Here is an 18,291-nt window from a genome sequence, read left to right as displayed (position 1 = left end):
GAGAATCTAAAGATGTGGGTCTAAAAGCTTTCTGTAAGAAAGCTTCTTCGGAAGCTGAGGCTTCGCTTCTATACTCATAACGTTAAAATACAGAAAAACCGCTATTTATCAGGAGTTAGTCACCTGTAATAGCGGTTCTATCATTGGATGCGAGTCAAAGGTTGTGTAGCGAACGAACCACTTTAACCTTCAAACCCATTATGTATACATAAATTTATGTTTGATCAATGCGCACTCAGATTCGAATGTCGACGGATGGATATGAAGCAGCAGGAGATGTAGAAGCTGTAGTTTGCGGACCATTTCCTGATTCCTGATCTGTGGCTCCGCCATCTGATGGGTGCTCCTTACTTCCCGTTTTCTTTCCTTCATTTACTTCCTGATCTTCTTCTCCAGATGTTGCAGAGATAGGTGGTTGTACTCCTTTTATAGGTGCGGGCTGATGGATCTCTTCCACCAGTTCCCCAATCTTCTGATTGACCTTATTTAACTGGGAGTTGATGTCCTGGACGGTCTCTCGCTTTGCCTGAAAGACGGTGCGTTCTGAATTTTCCAACATCATTGATTTGCCTAGATCGAGATCATTTGCGGGAGGATTGATCTCGAGAACAAGTCGGTCAAAGCGGGTTTCTCCTTCGGTGGTCTGAATGGAGCCCTGCATGCGATCACGCAAACCGACCAGCTTACCCAATTGATCATAAGTCTGACTATGCTTGATCAGATGATCGAGTGAAGGGGCTTGTGCCTCGTCGGTTGGTTTGGGTTGTTGCTGTTGAGCCTTTTCGGGCTGTCTTAATTTGTTCTTTTCTTGCAATTCTTCAGCTTTAATTTGGGCAATCTGGCTGTCGATCTGGGAAATGGAGCTTGTTAAGGATTTTATTCGCTGAGCTTTGGTTTTGGTATCCAACTCGTCATTGGTTTTTACACCTTGCATTTCTTCATTGAGCCGGATCTTCTGCTGCATGAGTCCCTGAATTTCTTTATCCCGATTGGAGACTTGATTCCCGGGAGTGAAACTGCTTTTGGTTGCAGATGAGATTGAATTCATATCCTCTGTTCTCCTTCTCCACTTTATCATGGTTCTATTTACATATATCGGATTTTAAGAGAAAGATTTGAATAGCTCTTGTTTCCTCGCAATGGATTCATTTTGCGTCGGTTGTATTGCGTACTTCATCATAATAATTGATAATGGTTATCAATAAGTGAGTAGAGTACAGACACAATTTATGTAGACGGAGATGGGTTAGCAAAATGTGGAATGATTATTATATCCTCTGGAACTATGCTGCGGTGAGCATAACAGATATCCGTTACATTGAATTAGAGGCATATGAAGAGATGAAATACAAATTTCCGACAAGTACCTTTGTACTCACCATTCAGGGTGATGCTGGAGTGACGATTGACAATCAAACATATGAAGTGAGTCGCTTTTATATTTTCCATGGGGGAAAAGGGAGTAAGTTGATGATTCGAGCAGGCGAATCCGGATTGCGCCTATATTACTTGATGTACAAAGCAAACCTGCCTAGTGGAGGGAGAAACGATCTGGGAAGGTTAATGGAGCGTATCAATCCGTTCCAAATGAACTATGGCTTTACCCCCGATATGCCAACCATTCTATATGAACAATTGAAACAGATGCACTTTTTGTGGGATCAAAAGAACCCTGTTCAGCACTTTCAGGCCAAGAGTTTGTTCTATGCATTTGTGGAGCAGATCTCATCACAGATTCCTCGTGTATCCAATCGCTATCCAAGTATGTTGGATCAGGTTAGCAAAGTCATTGAAATTGTAGAGTCTTCCTACACCCAGCCACTTACACTTCATGTTTTAGCAGAAATGATTGGCAGCAGCCCAAGAAGTTTGTCACGCAAGTTCAAGCAGTCGACGGGATATAGTCCCATTGATTATCTGATTCAGTTTCGTTTGTTCAAAGCCAAGGAGATGTTGCTGCAAACGGACGCCACGTTGGATGAGATCGCTGTAGGAATCGGTTATCCGGATGGATATTATTTGGGACGTATGTTCAAGAAACATACAGGTCTTTCTCCTTTGCAATTTAAAGAAAAGACCTCAGCACCCCTATATTGGCCTGATCTGACATCAGGTGTGGCGCGAAATGACATTTTCAGAGGTGGAAGTGGAAGGTATGTTTATACTGATGGTGATAATCATTATCAATATAAGCATGGAGGGTCAATAAATATGAACAGACAGACAAGAACGGGAATGCTGCTTAGTATTCTATTAAGTCTTACATTACTGCTGAGTGCCTGCTCTACAGGTGTTGCCAGTAATTCGAGCGGGGATGCATCCGGAAGCAATAGTACGTCAAGTTCCACGAAGACAGTAACAGCGGAGAATCAAAGCAAATCATCGGAACCCCGCATAGTCTCAACGGTTAAGGGAGACATTACAATTCCGGCTGAACCTAAACGGATTGTGGTTGACTTGTATCTGGGAAGCTTGATCGCTCTGGGGATCAAACCTGTGGGTACACCCGAGATGAACCTGAAAAATCCTTATTTTATCAGCTCACTTGAGGGTGTGCAGAATATTGGTGAATATGAAACCATCTCTCTAGAAAAGGTGTTGGAACTTGAACCGGATCTCATTGTGACAGGTAATCCTGATTTATTTGATTCCTTTAGCAAAATTGCACCTACCTTGGTTGTACCTTATGGTGAATTGAAAAACACCCACGAAGAAATTACCTATTTCGGTGAAGTGTTAAATAAAGAAAAAGAATCTGAGGCATGGTTAGCCGATTATGACGCAAGAATTGCAGATGCCAAGAAACGTGTTAGTGAGGCAATTGATCCGCAGGCCGAGGTGTCGGTCATGCAGTTCTATGATAAAGCACCGTTGGCCTTTGGTGATAATTTTGGTCGGGGAGGTCAGGCAGTCTACAGCGCGCTTGGTTTGAATCCTCCTGCAGATAAAAAAGAGATCTTAATGAAGGATCAACTGGTTGAAGTTTCATCGGAAGCGATTCCTGAATTTGCCGGAGACTACATCATTCTAACAGCAGATAATCTGACCCTGGAAGAGTTGAAATCGAAACCGGTCTGGAGTTCACTAGATGCGGTTAAAAATGATCGTGTGTTTATCTGGAGCCCGGATCGTTCATGGTACTTTGACCCGATTGCAACATTGGATCAAACAGAGGAATTGGCCGCGTGGTTTACGAAGATCTCTGAACCAAATTAAGTCTAACAAGTGATTGATGAGATGAAATCCAATTCCACTCTAAATTTCAGTTGATAATGAAAATTATTATCATTTATAATAAAGGTACATTAGTGAACCTCTGCTAGGCATATGTTATCGGATGTGTGGCAGAATGATGACCTTGTAAGGGCTTTGTTCCGGATGAGGTTGGGATTGGAGAGTATTCGATGCAATTAGACGAACAGATGAAATGCTGGAATCATGCCGCTGTTAAGGTTCTGGATATACGCCGAATCGATATGGAGGCAGGGGCACAACTGAGTTCCTACACACTTCCGGCAAATGGTTTTATATATACGATTCGAGGATCTGCTGTGCTTCAGTTGGATGGACAAACATACAAGGCAGAGCGGTTCTACATGCTTCATGGGGCCAAAGGATCTTCACTGGATATCCAAACCAACGAAGATTTCGAATATATTCTGCTCTATTACAGAGCATTTCTTGCCTTTCCTAGTTATCGTAAAAAGTGGTTATTGGCACAGCCGGAAGTTGCACCGTTCTCTTTGCAATATGGATTTGCACCGAGTAGTCCGCTGGGGTTATTACGTTACCTTGATGAGCTTGAGGGTGCATGGATTCAATCTGGGAGTCTGGATCTGCTTCACACAAAAAGTTTATTTTACCAATTCATTCATGAAATGATGGTTCAGTTGGCAGAGCAGGAGATCAAAACAGAGCTTGCTGACCCGGTGAAACAAACACTTCGTTATATACAGAACCATTATAGGGAACAGGTCACGCTTGATTTCCTGGCTGAACAATTCAACTACAGCTCCCGTCATTTATCCATGCAATTCAAACGACAGACGGGTCACAGTCCCATTGATTATTTAATTCAGACCCGAATCGCTAAGGCTCGCAATCTGCTTTTGCGATCTGATGCAACGCTGAGTGAAATTGCAGCAGAAGTAGGTTATTCGGATGTGTATTATTTTAGTCGTATTTTCAAAAAACATGTGGGGATCTCTCCGATACAGTATCAACGAAAGATGAGAGAAGAAGCGAGAACAGAGGATCGTCCATTGGTAATCTCTGAATCGTCCATTGGCCGAAGATGGAAGTCGGGATATATTGATTATGAGAATCATTATCAATATATAGACGGAGGGTCTACACCAATGAAAAGAAGAAAAACAAGTTCCAGTATGATTATGGTTGCATTATTGAGCATAACGATGCTCCTCGCAGCCTGCTCTTCGGGTACAGCAACAACACCAGTAGCTGGCGAAGGAACGGGTGCCAGTTCCAATAACAGCAGTACGGCAGTATCATCAGACACAGGAAGCCAGACGAACAAAGACAATGAAACACGCACGGTCTCAACGGTTAAGGGCGACGTAGTTGTTCCAGCGAATCCGAAACGGGTTGTTGTACTATATCTCCAGGGAGACGTCGTTGCGCTTGGAATTAAGCCAATTGCTACATCTGAAGTATTCAACGGGGCTGCCTACAAGAGTGAGCTTGAAGGTGTAAATTCACTAGGCACCTGGTTCGAACCGAATCCTGAAGCTGTCATTGACCTTGATCCGGATCTGATCATTGTTCCTTCAGAAGAGACGTATACTTTGTTAAAGGATATCGCACCAACGGTATATATTCCATACGAGAAAATGACAACAGAAGAAAGACTCCAGAGTATAGCGAGTATTTTTGGCAAAGAACAGGAAGCTGAGACATTAATCAATAATCTTAATAGTAAAGTCGAAGAGAGTAAGCAAACACTAGCAGACGCAGGCATATTAGACAAAACGGTTTCCATTGTGGAGGGCGGTTTGAAAGGTATGGTCGTTGTAGAGAGCAAGCAATATGGCCGAGGATCTCAGGCATTATATGAATACTTGGGGATGAAAGCACCTGAAGTGGTACAAAAGAAAATTGATGTAGTTTCGGAAGCGGGAGGCTCCAATTTATCCATGGAAGTACTGCCTGAGTATATCGGGGACTACGTGTTTCGTTCGGTGTATGAAGGGGCAGATAACCTTACGGATGATCCAATATGGAGTAGCATCCCGGCTGTTAAAGAAGGTCGCCTAATTGAGATTGATTTTGATTTCTTCTACTATTCGGATATCTATTCAATTAATAAACAACTTGATTTTGTCGTTGAAAAGTTGTTGGCGGCTCCAAGAGCGCAATAGTAAAGAGCAGATGTGTTCGTAGAATTTTTGTACAAGAAATGTTTGTTTTTTAGCCATTGTATTTTGATAAGATTACCATTACACTAGGATTTAAGTGATAATGAGAATCGATATCAAATACTCGATGTTCTGGATCGAATTAACGGAGGTATTTTTAATATGAATCAGCAGTTGGAACTTTATGATGTAACCATTATCGGCGGTGGCCCTGCGGGCATGTACTCTGCCTTTTATAGCGGCATGCGAGATATGAAGACCAAGTTGATTGAGGCACGTGACAGATTGGGAGGTCGCATGCTCTTTTATCCGGAGAAAATGATCTGGGATGTCGGGGGTGTGACGCCAATTCTGTGTGAAGATCTGATCAAACAATTGGAAGAACAGGCAAGAACTTTTGAGCCAACCCTCGTATTTGAACAACAGATCGAAGGATTCGAGCGTCAACCTGATGGCACAATTCTGCTAACTTCTGCAACAGGTGAACAACACTGGACACGTACCGTCATTATGGCAATCGGATATGGTATATATAAAATGGCCAAGCTGGAGCTTGAAGGTGCAGACCGTTACGAGGTTAGCAATCTGCACTATACCGTGCAAGAACTGGAGCCATTCCGTGGTAAACGCGTGTTGATCTCGGGTGGAGGCGACTCTGCTGTGGACTGGGCGAATGAACTGGAAGCCCTGGCAGAGCAAGTTACGGTTGTGCATCGTCGTGACCGCTTTGGCGGGTTGGAGCGTAATGTATTGCGTATGAGAGAATCCTCTGTAGATGTCCGTACACCATATGCGGTAGAGACACTGCATAGTATGAGTGGTGATGTGATTGAACAGGTGACCATCTCACACGTGGATACAGGTGAAACTGAACTGCTTGAAGTCGATGCTGTCATTGTAAACCATGGCATGAAGAGTGACTTTGGTCCAATCCGGGATTGGGGACTTGATCTTGGCGAATGGCATGTCACTACAACAGAGAGATTGCAAACCAATATTCCCGGCGTGTTTGGCGCAGGCGATTTTGTAGATTATGGTAGCAAACTGTACCTGATTGCGGGTACTTTCACAGATGCAGCCCTAGCGGTAAACAGTGCGAAGCTATACATGGACCCTGAAGCGGAAAAAGTGGCTTATGTTTCTTCCCATAACAGTCGCTTTAAGGAGAAAAATAAAGCCCTTGGCGTTGTAGAAGAATAAAGGTCTTCGATCGGTTATATTAAGATGACTTCGGGTTCATTCCGAAGTCATCTTTTCTGCATAAAATGGGTAATAAGAAGGCATAATTTCAACAGATACAATGGTTGCCGAATTGAATATACACTACCAAATGTCTATAATAAGCTTGAGAAACTGTAGAATAACACTATATAAGTTGAAATAATCATTTACCGTTAACGGAGAGGACAGAAAAAATCTGAAAAAGCGAAGCGGTCGCCTTTATCACCGGATTTTCCCTTAAGAAAAAGGGAATCGAAAAAATCTGGGGATAACAGCGATTGGAAGATTGTTCTGTCATCGTAGTGTCAGTGTAAATAAACTTTATTTCAACTTATATAGATACACTAACTAGATCAGAGTGGAGTGCAGCGTATGAAAAAGGGATCACAGCCACAACGAGGTTTCGCCTTCATCCAGCGGTGGTTCAAACGATCTGATAAAAAAAAGATCAAATGGTCTGAAATGTATCTCGCACTGGCTGGCGCGCTTCATCGCTTGTTGGTTGAAGGGCGGCGTGAACGTTCAGCAGCCAAACGGCTGCATCAGGACTTGCCTATTAACGCGTTGGGCGAGATGAAGCTAGAGCCAGGGGATATTGTGTACACGCCAAGCTCGGAATCGACGTATTACGCCGGGCATATGGGCATTATCGGTCTCGACGGCAAGGTGTATCATGTGCACCCTTATGGGCCTGTATTTGCTGATTCATTAGAGTGGTATCTGACGCGATTTTATGAAGGAGATCGTTTCATTGTATTCCGTTCCAGATTGAATGAGGCAGGAATGAAAGCAGCGGGGTGGGTACACGACCATTACAAGCAGGTAAAATTCTACCGTTTGCAGACCAATCTGCGCAGTATTGAGCGCAATTACTGCTCCAAGTTTATATATCAGGCCTATCAGTTCACATCGGGACTGGATCTGTGGAGCCGCAAATTTACCCGAATGAATCAGGGGTATATCTATCCATTTCGAATTGAGCGTTCATCAGAGCTGGACGTTCTGGGAACTTTTTATAAATAAGGCTGGAACCGACTAAAATACTGTTCTTCCGAAAAAAAGGAGAGCAGGTTCTGTCGGTTTTTTTTATATGTGTAGAGATTAAAAACAGGAAAAACGCTCAAAACGTCGAATAGATTATGAGATAGGCACGCACAACTTGGAATCGTATACATAAAAAAAGACGAGATGATTATTAGCCCAGAGTAAAAAAATGACTACGAAGTAGACGAACAAGAAAGAGTGAAGCGAGATGAAATGGCCGGGTTTCTTACAACGATTCCGACCTAACAAAAACGTGGTTAAGCTATCGGATTATATCCCAAAAAAGGAAAGGAGGCACTACTGTTCCATATGCAAGAAAAACGTTAAATCGGTCGTGCATTATGCCGCGCCACAGGGAAATGTTTCAGGTGTATGCAGTTCTTGTAAGTCTTTAGCGGATGAACGTGGAATGTTTCCCATTTAATAAGAAGAGATGCGCTCAGGAAATAAGATTTTTTTGATTTATGCGCGTTTTTGTAGTACATTAGCAAATGTATTCGAAGGAGGATTCTAATGTACTCAGGTAGACAAGACGATACTTTATACATCATGACCTACACCTTAAACAGCGGTATCAAGGGTACGGTTCCACTGTCTAATAAGCAGATTATTGAGTGGCTGGATTGCTACAGAAATGAGAAGCGCTTCGTGACCGAAATCGGCAAGGAGTTTTTTGGATTGAATGCAGGATTGGTAGCAGACTTCAAGGTTCAAAATCATTTATCGGATTATCAGCAGACCATTATGCCTACACAGCAGCAGGATAACCTGGAACGCTTGTCCAGTGCTTATAAATCAACCGAGTTATTAATGAAGATTGATTGTAAATGTGGCACGGCTTATGTGACGGAATCCCCATACAAGCGCACAAAATGGTACTGTACAAAGTGTAAAGAGATTGTATTTTTGGATGCCAAAAAAGGAATGGTGGAAACGTCGCGTGGTGACGCTTACTACATGACCAACAAATATTTTGTTTCCCGTGACTAGCGGGAAGTGACTCTGGAAGCATCGCTGCGAAGCGGTGCTTTTTTGTGCGAATGTTTGCTCTATAACAAAAAAAGCCCCAAGGGGCCTTTTTGGAAGATATCTAAGATCGATCTTTTAGGAATTATGATGAGCATTCAACTTTGTGAGGAGGAATGAAGCAGCAACGACAGCGTGGCTCGTAAGCTTCTGAATCGCCAATCATGACAACCGGACCCAAGGTAACAGGCTCCCCATTGACGATACGTTGCGTAAAGGCTGCATCCGGGCTGCCACATACCGCACAGAAAGCCGAGAGTTTCTCAATGTCGTCTGCCATGGCAAGCAAACCACCGACATATCCGAATTCCTTACCACGGTAATCCATATTAAGTCCGTCCACAATGACATGTTTGCCACAATACGCTAACTCCGAGACAAGTTCCATAATGGCACTGCTGAAAAATTGTACTTCATCAAATGCAACAACATCAGCATCTATGGTTTGGTTCAAGATCATTTCTACGGATTCCGGGGTTAATTGCCGGGGAATGGAATGGGCAGGGAGTCGATAACCAATTCGGCTTACGATCTCGTCCTGGGCAAACCGATTATCCTCGGCTGGTTTGTAGGCCACAACCTTTTTACGGCCAAATTGTATTAATTTCTGACAACGGCGAATGAGTTCACCGGATTTTTCACTGAACATGGGTCCAGTAATTACGGTAATACGTCCTGTTTGCACGGTGCTGCTACTCCTCTCACATACGGGATTCAACAAAAAAAGCGACCTTTACAGAGTACCACAAAATCTTTGGAAAGAGCCAGAACTAATCTGCGCAGCTTTGTGTTACTATATGGAATGTTAAGGTATTGGTTACGGCAGCTAGTTAACAGGAGTTGTGAAAAGAGGTGTTTTAGTATGAGTGAAGCATTATCATCACTTCAAGAGCGATATGAAAGCCTGAAAGAACAGGGATCTCTAGATGAAGCGGCGCAGGCGTTATTTGCAGAACTGTTCGCAGAAGCGGAGAGACTGCAGGCAAGTAACCTTACCTTGCGTAGAACGATCTTGAAATCTTCTTCCAAAGAATCACGTATGTCTACCAAACTGCGGGATGCCTTATACGAATGACCCGGAGATTACTCCGGGTCCTCTTCTGTCTTTAATTTGCGAGGGAATAGAATACCTGCTGTAATTCTGGCAATCATGGCAAAGGTGAGACCAATGCCTGCAAACATGTAAATTACGGTAAAGGCTTTGCTGAATCCGGTGGTTGGCACAAATTCAGGATGTCCCACCGTAGTCAGGGTAACCGCACAGAAGTATAACGCATCGATCCAGTGCAGACCTTCAACACGAGTGTAAAATAAAGTGCCTGATAGCAACGTTGCTGCCGTTAACGCGAACAGAGCCAGAAACTTAGGGTCTTTGAACGCATGGAAAATGCCTTTGAGCAATCGTTGTAACGTGATTAGAAATGATACCATGATGATCCATCCTGTCTATGTAAAGTAGGCGGTGTGTTGTATAAACACACAAAAAGCCCGGACTCATGGAGTCCTTCCGGGCGTCTCTGCTTTTTCGGGTACACTTTTGGACCGGAAACGGGGACCTACATAATTACGCTTGCGGTCACGGAACAAGATCCAGCCTCCCAGAAAACTCATACCTGCGGCAAAAAGGACAAGTCCACCGCCAAAGGAAAGCCACTGGAATCCTGGTGAAATCAGTTCGTTCCCGTGCTCGGCATAATATAGGAACAGGGCATCTTTCATCATCAGAAAACCCTTCATAGCCATTAACCCGGGGATGACCAGAACAACAATTGCCAAAAATCGCGCAAAGACCAATCTTGTATTCATGAGCATTATACCCTTTCTGCCAAAGTCGACATTAAATAAAGGTTACGCTTACAGATCATACCTGATTCCATCATAGCTTGGAATGCATAGGCTGTCCATGTGTGATTGGTTCAAACTTTGAGTTGACCGCTCAAGGAGAGTACAATGGCATATAGAGGGTATAAGCTAAACCATGATTTAAGCCATCATAAATTATATTGAAATTTGATTCATAGAGGAGAGCATGAGAGATGCCAATTACATGTGATGTTGCAATTCTTGGAGGAGGAACCGGTGGATATGTAGCCGCGATCCGGGCTGCACAGCTGGGAAAACAGGTTGTTATCATTGAGAAGGACAAACTTGGCGGTACCTGTTTGCATCGTGGCTGTATTCCGAGTAAGGCTTTGCTGAAAAGTGCGGAAGTATACGCCGAAATCCAGGAGAGCGAGACGTATGGTATCGAGACAGCTGGAGCTACACTTGTATTTCCCAAAGTACAGGCGCGCAAGGATGCAATTGTCGAACAGCTCCATCAGGGCGTTCAATATTTGATGAAAAAAAATAAAATCCAGGTTGTACACGCGAAAGGTCGCGTCATCGGACCATCCATCTTCTCACCGCAGAGCGGAGCAGTCGCTGTAGAGTTCGAAGATGGCGAGATGGATACGGTTGTACCAACCAATCTCATCATTGCCACTGGTTCGCGTCCTCGTGTGTTGCCGGGCCTGGAACCGGACGGCAAATTCATAATGAGCAGCGACGAAGCACTGCGTATGGATGAACTTCCTGCATCACTCATCATTGTCGGTGGGGGTGTGATTGGACTGGAGTGGGCATCCATGCTGAATGACTTTGGCGTAGACATCACAGTAGTAGAAGCAGCTGCTCACGTGTTGCCTGCCGAGGATGAGGATGTTGCCAGAGAAATGCAGCGATTGCTCGGCAAACGAGGTGTTCGTTTCCTGACAGGTGCCACTGTTCTAACGGAAACATATAGCACAGATCAAGAGGGCATCCAGATTGATGTGCAGCTTGGTGAAGATAAACAGGAAACGCTGAGAGCGGAGAAAATGCTCGTATCGGTTGGACGTCAAGCTAATGTGGAAAATATCGGACTTGAAAATACAGATATCAAATTGGAGCGTGGGTTCATCGCTGTGAACAAACAGTTACAGACCGGTGAAGGTCACATCTACGCCATTGGTGACTGCATCGGGGGTTTGCAGCTTGCACATGCCGCAAGTCATGAAGGCATTCTCGCTGTCGAACATCTGGCGGGCAAAACGGTACATGCCGTAGAATCCCACCGTATCCCGCGCTGTGTGTACACACGCCCGGAAGCAGCAAGCATCGGATTCACCGAGCTTGAAGCCAAAGAACGTGGCTATGATATTAAAACAGGCAAGTTCCCATTTTCGGCCATTGGCAAATCGCTCATTCACGGAAGTCGGGATGGATTCGTGAAGGTGATCGCAGATGCCAAGACGAATGATATATTGGGGGTACATATGATTGGCACCCATGTGACGGAATTGATCGCTGAGGCTTCTCTGGCTCAGATGCTGGATGCCACACCTTGGGAAGTTGGACAAACCATTCATCCGCACCCTTCTCTGTCGGAAATTATGGGTGAAGCCATGTTGGCGGTCGATGGAAAGGCCATTGGAATGTAAGTCAAACAAGCTTATGAGAAAGGTCCTTTCCTTTTTTGGGTAAAAGGGATTATAATAAGGTTAAGCCAAGTCTTAGTACCAGGTTATAAGATCGGGTAGTAAGAGTGGCACAGGCTCTGATTAAAAGGAGGTACCTCATATGAGTTCACAAGGTACTGCAGACGCGGTCCACCGGCATCAACAGCTGGGACTTAGCGATGGTGAAGTATTGGATATGTACAAATACATGCTGCTCGCGCGCAAGTTTGACGAGCGTTGCTTGCTCTTGCAACGGGCTGGCAAAATTAACTTTCACGTATCCGGTGTAGGACAGGAAGCTGCGCAAGTAGGCGCTGCTTTTGGTTTGGATCGGGATCACGATTATTATTTACCTTATTACCGCGATTACGGTTTTGTACTGGCGGTAGGCATGACTCCGCGTGAGTTGATGTTGTCTGCTTTTGCGAAGGCGGAAGATCCGAATAGTGGCGGTAGGCAAATGCCGGGTCACTTCGGTCACAAAAAGTTACGGATTGTGACGGGTTCCAGCCCGGTTACAACACAGGTTCCGCACGCTGTTGGATTTGCGCTGGCTGCCAAAATGAAGAAGCAAGAATTTGTTTCTTTTGTTACGTTTGGCGAAGGATCAAGCAATCAGGGTGACTTCCATGAGGGAGCCAACTTTGCAGGTGTGCACAAATTGCCTGTCATTATTATGTGTGAGAACAATCAATATGCAATTTCGGTACCGATTCATAAACAGTTGAGCGGCAAAATATCCGATCGAGCACAAGGATACGGTTTCCCCGGACTACGTGTAGATGGTAACGATGCATTAGAAGTATATGCTGCAGTGAAGGAAGCGCGTCGCCGTGCCATAGCCGGAGAAGGCCCGACACTGATTGAAGCGATGATGTATCGGTTGTCACCTCATTCCACCTCCGATAATGATCTGGCTTACCGGACCAAAGAGGAAGTTGAGGAGAACTGGAAGAAAGATGGCGTTCCTCGCATGAAGAACTACTTGATCGATTGTGGCATCTGGGACGAAGCCCGGGATGCGGATCTGGCTTCCCAGCTTGCGCTGGAAATGAAAGAAGCAACTGAATATGCAGACAACGCGCCATATCCTAAACCTGAGGACACTCTGACGCACGTTTATGCGGACAGCGAAGAAGGGGGACGGTAAGAATGGCAGTGATGGAATATATTGATGCAATCCGTCTCGCGATGAAAGAAGAGATGGAACGGGATGAAAATGTGTTTATCCTTGGTGAAGACGTAGGTCTCAAAGGTGGTGTGTTTACCACAACTAAAGGGCTGCAAGATCAGTTTGGCGAAATGCGAGTGATGGACACACCATTGTCTGAATCCGCTATTGCAGGTGTTGCCATTGGTGCAGCGATGTATGGCATGAAACCGATTGCCGAAATGCAATATTCGGACTTCATGTTGCCAGCAACAAACCAGATCATTAGTGAAGCGGCGAAGATCCGCTATCGTTCTAATAATGACTGGAGCTGTCCGATTGTTATACGCGCGCCGATTGGTGGCGGAATCTTCGGTGGGTTGTATCACTCCCAATGTCCGGAATCGATTTTCTTTGGTACACCTGGTCTGAAAATTATAGCTCCCTACTCGGCATACGATGCTAAGGGACTGCTCAAGGCCGCTATTCGCGACCCGGACCCGGTACTCTTTTTTGAAAATAAAAAATGCTACAAACTTATCAAGGAAGATGTGCCTGAAGATGATTACATCGTTCCGATTGGTAAAGCCAACGTACTTCGTGAGGGTGCGGATATTACGGTGATCGGTTACAGTCAGCCGCTGCATTTTGTCATGCAGGCTGCTGAGGAGCTGGAGCGTGAAGAAGGCATTACAGCACACGTTCTCGATCTGCGCACATTGCAGCCGTTGGATCGTGAAGCGATTATAGCTTCCGCTCGTCTGACAGGCAAAGTGCTGATCGTACACGAAGATAACAAAACGGGTGGTGTAGGTGCCGAAGTTGCCGCGATTATTAGTGAGGAATGTCTATTTGAACTGGATGCACCGATTCAGCGTCTCTGCGGACCTGATGTGCCGGCCATGCCAATTAGCCCAACATTGGAGAAATTCTACATGCTGAGCAAAGACAAAGCCAAAGCAGCAATGCGTACACTTGCCGAGTTTTAATTTCGTTTTTTGGATAGTTTAAAAGTAAAGTTTGGAGTGATAATCAAATGGCTGAACGTATGAAATGGATCGAGGTCATTATGCCGCAATTGGCGGAATCGCTGGTCTCGGCTACCATAGGCAAATGGTTGAAAAAACCGGGCGACCGTGTGGAACAGTACGAGCCGATCTGTGAAGTAATCACTGATAAAGTTAATGCCGAGATTCCATCCACTGTGGATGGAATTATGGGTGACCTTTTGGTGGAAGAGGGCACAACGATTGCTGTTGGTGAAGCAATCTGCCGCATGCAGGTCGCAGCTTCTGATGAAGAAGCGGCTGAGCAAGTAACACAAGTATCGCAGCAACAGGAGCAAGTGCAGCAACATGCGAGCCCCACTCCTCTTGCCGCGTCAAATACAGCAGGACATGATCCGAACCAGCCGATGCGTAATCGGTATTCCCCGGCAGTGCAATCCTTGGCAGCAGAGCATGGCTTGAACTTGCAAAGCATCCAAGGCACCGGTGCCGGTGGGCGTATTACCCGCAAAGATGTGCTGACATTTGTTGCACAGGGAGGTAACGCGGCTGGATCGTCCGCACAAGCATCATCTGCAGCAGTTCAGCATACACCTTCTAGTATGCCGTCTGCTTCTCCATTCAGCGGAGTGAATCGTGGAAATGGAGAAATGGGTTTGACCGCTGGAGAAGCGATCTCAGCGTCCGATGCAGGTGTTCCTGTGAGACATTCAGGCATTCATCTAACCGAAAGTCCGAAAATTCCACAGATCGAAGTGGAAGGTGGCGGCCAGGGAAGATCGGAGTATTTCATCGATGTTACCCCTGTGCGTAATGCCATTGCCCGGAATATGCGTCAAAGCGTATCGGAAATCCCGCATGCATGGACAATGATCGAAGTGGACGTAACCAATCTTGTGATGCTACGCAATAAACTCAAGGATGAGTTCAAGCGTAAGGAAGGCATCAATCTGACATATCTGTCCTTCATGATGAAGGGAGTCGTTAACGCGATTAAAGACTACCCAATCATGAACTCGGTATGGGCAGTGGACAAAATTATCGTCAAACGGGACATTAACCTGTCCATGGCGGTAGGAACCGAAGATTCTGTACTTACACCCGTAATCAAACATGCCGATCAGCGAAATATTGCAGGTCTGGCCCGTGAAGTCGATGAGCTAGCTCGTAAAACACGTGAAGGTACGTTGAAGCTGGACCATATGCAAGGTGGTACGTTCACGGTGAACAACACCGGTTCATTTGGTTCGATCCTGTCCCAGCCAATCATTAACTACCCGCAGGCAGCCATTCTTACATTCGAGTCGATTGTCAAGAAACCAGTGGTTATTAATGATATGATCGCTGTTCGTTCGATGGCTAACCTGTGTCTGTCGCTGGATCACCGAATCCTGGATGGGGTAATCAGCGGACGTTTCTTGCAACGTGTCAAAGAAAACCTTGAAGGATATACCATGGAGACCAAGGTGTATTAAGTAAATAGTTGTCGGGAAAGTGTATGTGCCGGAGGCCGTGCACTTTTCCTGCTGTCTACGGACAGGTGCTCAATTGTACACTGAACCTGAAGCAGAAGGGTGTGGGGAATCATGAGCAAGCTGCTGGATGTTGCATACATACCAATGCTTGATTATGAAGAGGCTTGGAACCGCCAGAAAGCGATTGTGCAGCGATTGGACGAGGGCGAGGGAGCGGAGCAGATGTTACTTTTACAGCACCCGCCAACGTATACGATCGGCTCACAAAATCATCCGGAGCATCTGCTTCTCAGTCCGGAAGAGTTGCGTGAGCAAGGGATTTCTTTGTTTCAAATTGACCGTGGCGGTGATATTACTTATCATGGCCCGGGCCAGTTGGTAGGTTACCCGTTATTGATTCTTGGTCGGGATGAAGACCTGGATCTGCACGGCTATCTACGGAAACTTGAGCAGGTGCTTATGGATTATCTCGCAGACCAGGGCATTGAAGCTGGACGCAAAGAGGGTTACACGGGTGTGTGGATTGGCGATATGAAGATTGCTGCAATCGGCATCAAGTTTAATCGTTGCAAACACCGCCGCGGTTTTGTGACCAGTCACGGGTTTGCTTTTAACATCAGCTCAGGCATTCAACATGCAGGTTTTCAGGGGATTGTTCCTTGTGGGATTGAACAGTATGGCGTTACCTCACTGGAGGATATAACGGGCAAGTCCTATGCGGTGGAGCAAGTAGCGCAGGAGATTGTTCCGTACTTTAATCGTATTTTTCAATATCAAATTAATTGGGTCACGGAAAAAGAAGCCCTTCAACGTCTGTAAACAGGTCGTCGAAAGGCTTTAGGTTGCTATCCAAACAGCAACGGTTCGAGAGCTATGAAAAGGGTGGACCCGATCATGGCGATCAGCATGAGATAGATGATGATTTTGAACCATTTCTTTTTTTGCATGATGAGAGAACTCCTTTCAACATAAAGTGTATGTTCAAAAAGACTGGTTTTCAGTACCAAGAAGATGGGATGAAGCTAGAAATGGAGTAGCGGAGCGTAGGGAAAACTACGTGAGCAACCACAATGTTTCCAAAGGAAACATACTTCGTAAGCCTCCCGCTTATTTCGGCTGAATTCCATATTCGATGCTGATGATGCCGCCAGGCATCCTTCGTAATCAAAAGCAGACTTTTTGAACAACCTCATAAAATAAACAAGCCATAGTAATTGTATTGTACCGTATCTACGAGAGGGAGGAAAGTCCTATGATTAAACAACAACGTGTTATCGATCAGTTCATGGAACTGGTGCAGATTGATAGTGAAACGAAAAATGAACAGAACATCTCGAAGGTGTTAAAAGAACAGTTTGCAGAGCTTGGTCTTCATGTCTATGAGGATGATACCATGGAGCAAACCGGACATGGCGCAGGAAACCTCGTCATTACCTGGGAAGCCGAAGGAACTGAAGGGGTTGCACCGATCTTTTTCACATGTCATATGGACACCGTGACGCCGGGACAGGGAATCAAGCCTGAACTGGGTGAAGATGGCTGGATCCGCAGTGATGGAACAACGATCCTGGGAGCAGATGACAAAGCAGGGATTGCGGCATTGTTTGAAGCGATTCGTGTGATCCAGGAAAACAAGATTCCACATGGTAAAATTCAATTTGTCATTACGGTCGGCGAAGAGTCTGGACTGGTGGGTGCACGTGCCATGAATCCGAAGGATATCGATGCCGAGTTCGGTTATGCGCTGGATTCTAATGGAGCTGTAGGCACGATCTGTGTTGCTGCACCAGCCAGAGCTGAAATTCAAATGAGCATCTATGGTAAGTCCGCACATGCGGGCGTGAACCCGGAAGACGGGATCAGCGCCATTCAGGTTGCCGCAAAAGCTATTGCTGCGATGACACTGGGCAGAATTGATGATGAGACAACAGCGAACATCGGTAAATTCCAAGGTGGATCAGCACTCAACGTGGTATGTGACTTTGTACAGCTTGAAGCGGAAGCTCGCAGTATTGTGCAGGAGAAAGTTGAATTGCAGGTTGCACAGATGCGTGACGCGTTGGAAACGACTTGTCGCAAATACGGTGCAACAGCTGAATTCAGAAGTGAGATCCTTTACCCTGCATTTGGCTTCCATGCTGAACACGAAGTTGTACAACTTGCACATCGTGCCATCCGCAGTATTGGGCTGGAGACAAGTACGTTTGCTTCCGGTGGTGGCAGTGATGCCAATATCTTTAACGGATTCGACCTTCCAACAGTGAACTTGGCGGTAGGGTATGAGGATATTCATACAACCAAAGAACGTATTCGTGCCGAAGACATTGTGAAGTTATCCCAGGTAGTCGTAGCTATTATTCAGGAAACGGCAGCTGACAAGAAATAATATAGAGCACATGTTACCTCACATGTTGTTAGACAAAAGTCCGAACCCGGTTTGTACGGATTCGGACTTTTTGTGAATTCATGTTATATTTCAAGGGAGTTAATTTAGGGTCAAAAATGAAACAATGG

General features: G+C 45.4%; 17 protein-coding genes. 12 read left to right on the top strand and 5 right to left on the bottom strand.

Annotated elements, in window-relative coordinates:
- Positions 1 to 235: 235 nt before the first annotated feature.
- Positions 236 to 1,048, bottom strand: a complete 813-nt coding sequence (locus MKY01_RS20355) for a hypothetical protein (RefSeq protein ID WP_339283309.1) — start codon at positions 1,046 to 1,048, stop codon at positions 236 to 238.
- A gap of 206 nt (positions 1,049 to 1,254) precedes the next feature.
- On the opposite strand from MKY01_RS20355, the gene MKY01_RS20350 reads away from it, so the two are divergent.
- The 5 genes from MKY01_RS20350 (at position 1,255) to MKY01_RS20330 (ending at position 8,630) form a co-directional block, all read left to right on the top strand.
- Positions 1,255 to 3,216: an AraC family transcriptional regulator gene (locus tag MKY01_RS20350; protein WP_339283307.1), complete on the top strand. Its 1,962-nt coding sequence runs from the start codon at positions 1,255 to 1,257 to the stop codon at positions 3,214 to 3,216.
- Positions 3,217 to 3,404: 188 nt separating this feature from the next.
- Positions 3,405 to 5,378, top strand: coding sequence for an AraC family transcriptional regulator (locus tag MKY01_RS20345; RefSeq protein WP_127551791.1), 1,974 nt, complete (start codon positions 3,405 to 3,407; stop codon positions 5,376 to 5,378).
- Between the two features lie 159 nt (positions 5,379 to 5,537).
- The gene (locus MKY01_RS20340) at positions 5,538 to 6,575 is read left to right on the top strand and encodes an NAD(P)/FAD-dependent oxidoreductase (protein WP_047843595.1); all 1,038 of its coding nucleotides are present in this window, start codon (positions 5,538 to 5,540) and stop codon (positions 6,573 to 6,575) included.
- 393 nt (positions 6,576 to 6,968) lie between these two features.
- A complete protein-coding gene (locus MKY01_RS20335) occupies positions 6,969 to 7,619 on the top strand; it encodes a hypothetical protein (RefSeq protein WP_221822108.1) in 651 nt (216 codons plus the stop codon).
- A 534-nt stretch (positions 7,620 to 8,153) separates the two neighbouring features.
- Positions 8,154 to 8,630, top strand: a complete 477-nt coding sequence (locus MKY01_RS20330) for a hypothetical protein (protein ID WP_017687614.1) — start codon at positions 8,154 to 8,156, stop codon at positions 8,628 to 8,630.
- Positions 8,631 to 8,751: 121 nt separating this feature from the next.
- Here MKY01_RS20330 and MKY01_RS20325 read toward each other — a convergent pair whose 3' ends face one another.
- Positions 8,752 to 9,351, bottom strand: coding sequence for a thymidine kinase (locus MKY01_RS20325; protein ID WP_017687615.1), 600 nt, complete (start codon positions 9,349 to 9,351; stop codon positions 8,752 to 8,754).
- 177 nt (positions 9,352 to 9,528) lie between these two features.
- Between MKY01_RS20325 and MKY01_RS20320 the strand changes: the two genes are divergently transcribed.
- Positions 9,529 to 9,741: a hypothetical protein gene (locus MKY01_RS20320; protein ID WP_076318970.1), complete on the top strand. Its 213-nt coding sequence runs from the start codon at positions 9,529 to 9,531 to the stop codon at positions 9,739 to 9,741.
- An 8-nt stretch (positions 9,742 to 9,749) separates the two neighbouring features.
- Here the strand turns inward: MKY01_RS20320 and MKY01_RS20315 are convergent, their stop codons facing one another.
- Positions 9,750 to 10,097: a potassium channel family protein gene (locus MKY01_RS20315; protein WP_036607883.1), complete on the bottom strand. Its 348-nt coding sequence runs from the start codon at positions 10,095 to 10,097 to the stop codon at positions 9,750 to 9,752.
- Positions 10,098 to 10,160: 63 nt separating this feature from the next.
- A complete protein-coding gene (locus MKY01_RS20310; protein WP_036607881.1) occupies positions 10,161 to 10,472 on the bottom strand; it encodes a DUF2627 domain-containing protein in 312 nt (103 codons plus the stop codon).
- Between the two features lie 230 nt (positions 10,473 to 10,702).
- Here MKY01_RS20310 and lpdA point away from each other — a divergent pair, with 230 nt between their 5' ends.
- The 5 genes from lpdA (at position 10,703) to lipB (ending at position 16,596) form a co-directional block, all read left to right on the top strand.
- A complete protein-coding gene (lpdA, locus tag MKY01_RS20305; RefSeq protein WP_339283305.1) occupies positions 10,703 to 12,127 on the top strand; it encodes a dihydrolipoyl dehydrogenase in 1,425 nt (474 codons plus the stop codon).
- Between the two features lie 139 nt (positions 12,128 to 12,266).
- Positions 12,267 to 13,295: a thiamine pyrophosphate-dependent dehydrogenase E1 component subunit alpha gene (locus MKY01_RS20300; RefSeq protein WP_017687620.1), complete on the top strand. Its 1,029-nt coding sequence runs from the start codon at positions 12,267 to 12,269 to the stop codon at positions 13,293 to 13,295.
- A gap of 2 nt (positions 13,296 to 13,297) precedes the next feature.
- The gene (locus tag MKY01_RS20295) at positions 13,298 to 14,284 is read left to right on the top strand and encodes an alpha-ketoacid dehydrogenase subunit beta (RefSeq protein ID WP_017687621.1); all 987 of its coding nucleotides are present in this window, start codon (positions 13,298 to 13,300) and stop codon (positions 14,282 to 14,284) included.
- A gap of 47 nt (positions 14,285 to 14,331) precedes the next feature.
- Positions 14,332 to 15,777 carry a dihydrolipoamide acetyltransferase family protein gene (locus tag MKY01_RS20290; RefSeq protein ID WP_036672332.1) on the top strand — a complete coding sequence of 482 codons (1,446 nt, stop codon included), beginning with the start codon at positions 14,332 to 14,334 and terminating at the stop codon, positions 15,775 to 15,777.
- Between the two features lie 111 nt (positions 15,778 to 15,888).
- Positions 15,889 to 16,596, top strand: coding sequence for a lipoyl(octanoyl) transferase LipB (lipB, locus tag MKY01_RS20285; protein WP_076251122.1), 708 nt, complete (start codon positions 15,889 to 15,891; stop codon positions 16,594 to 16,596).
- Positions 16,597 to 16,622: 26 nt separating this feature from the next.
- Here the strand turns inward: lipB and prli42 are convergent, their stop codons facing one another.
- Positions 16,623 to 16,724, bottom strand: coding sequence for a stressosome-associated protein Prli42 (gene prli42 / locus MKY01_RS20280; protein ID WP_017687624.1), 102 nt, complete (start codon positions 16,722 to 16,724; stop codon positions 16,623 to 16,625).
- A 305-nt stretch (positions 16,725 to 17,029) separates the two neighbouring features.
- On the opposite strand from prli42, the gene MKY01_RS20275 reads away from it, so the two are divergent.
- Positions 17,030 to 18,163 carry a M20/M25/M40 family metallo-hydrolase gene (locus MKY01_RS20275; protein WP_127551026.1) on the top strand — a complete coding sequence of 378 codons (1,134 nt, stop codon included), beginning with the start codon at positions 17,030 to 17,032 and terminating at the stop codon, positions 18,161 to 18,163.
- The last annotated feature ends 128 nt before the right edge of the window (positions 18,164 to 18,291 follow it).

This window comes from Paenibacillus sp. FSL R5-0486, assembly GCF_037975155.1.
In the GTDB taxonomy this organism is placed as follows: domain Bacteria; phylum Bacillota; class Bacilli; order Paenibacillales; family Paenibacillaceae; genus Paenibacillus; species Paenibacillus amylolyticus.
The sequence above is the reverse complement of the archived record's forward strand: the minus strand, read 5'-3'. Positions and strand labels throughout refer to the sequence as shown.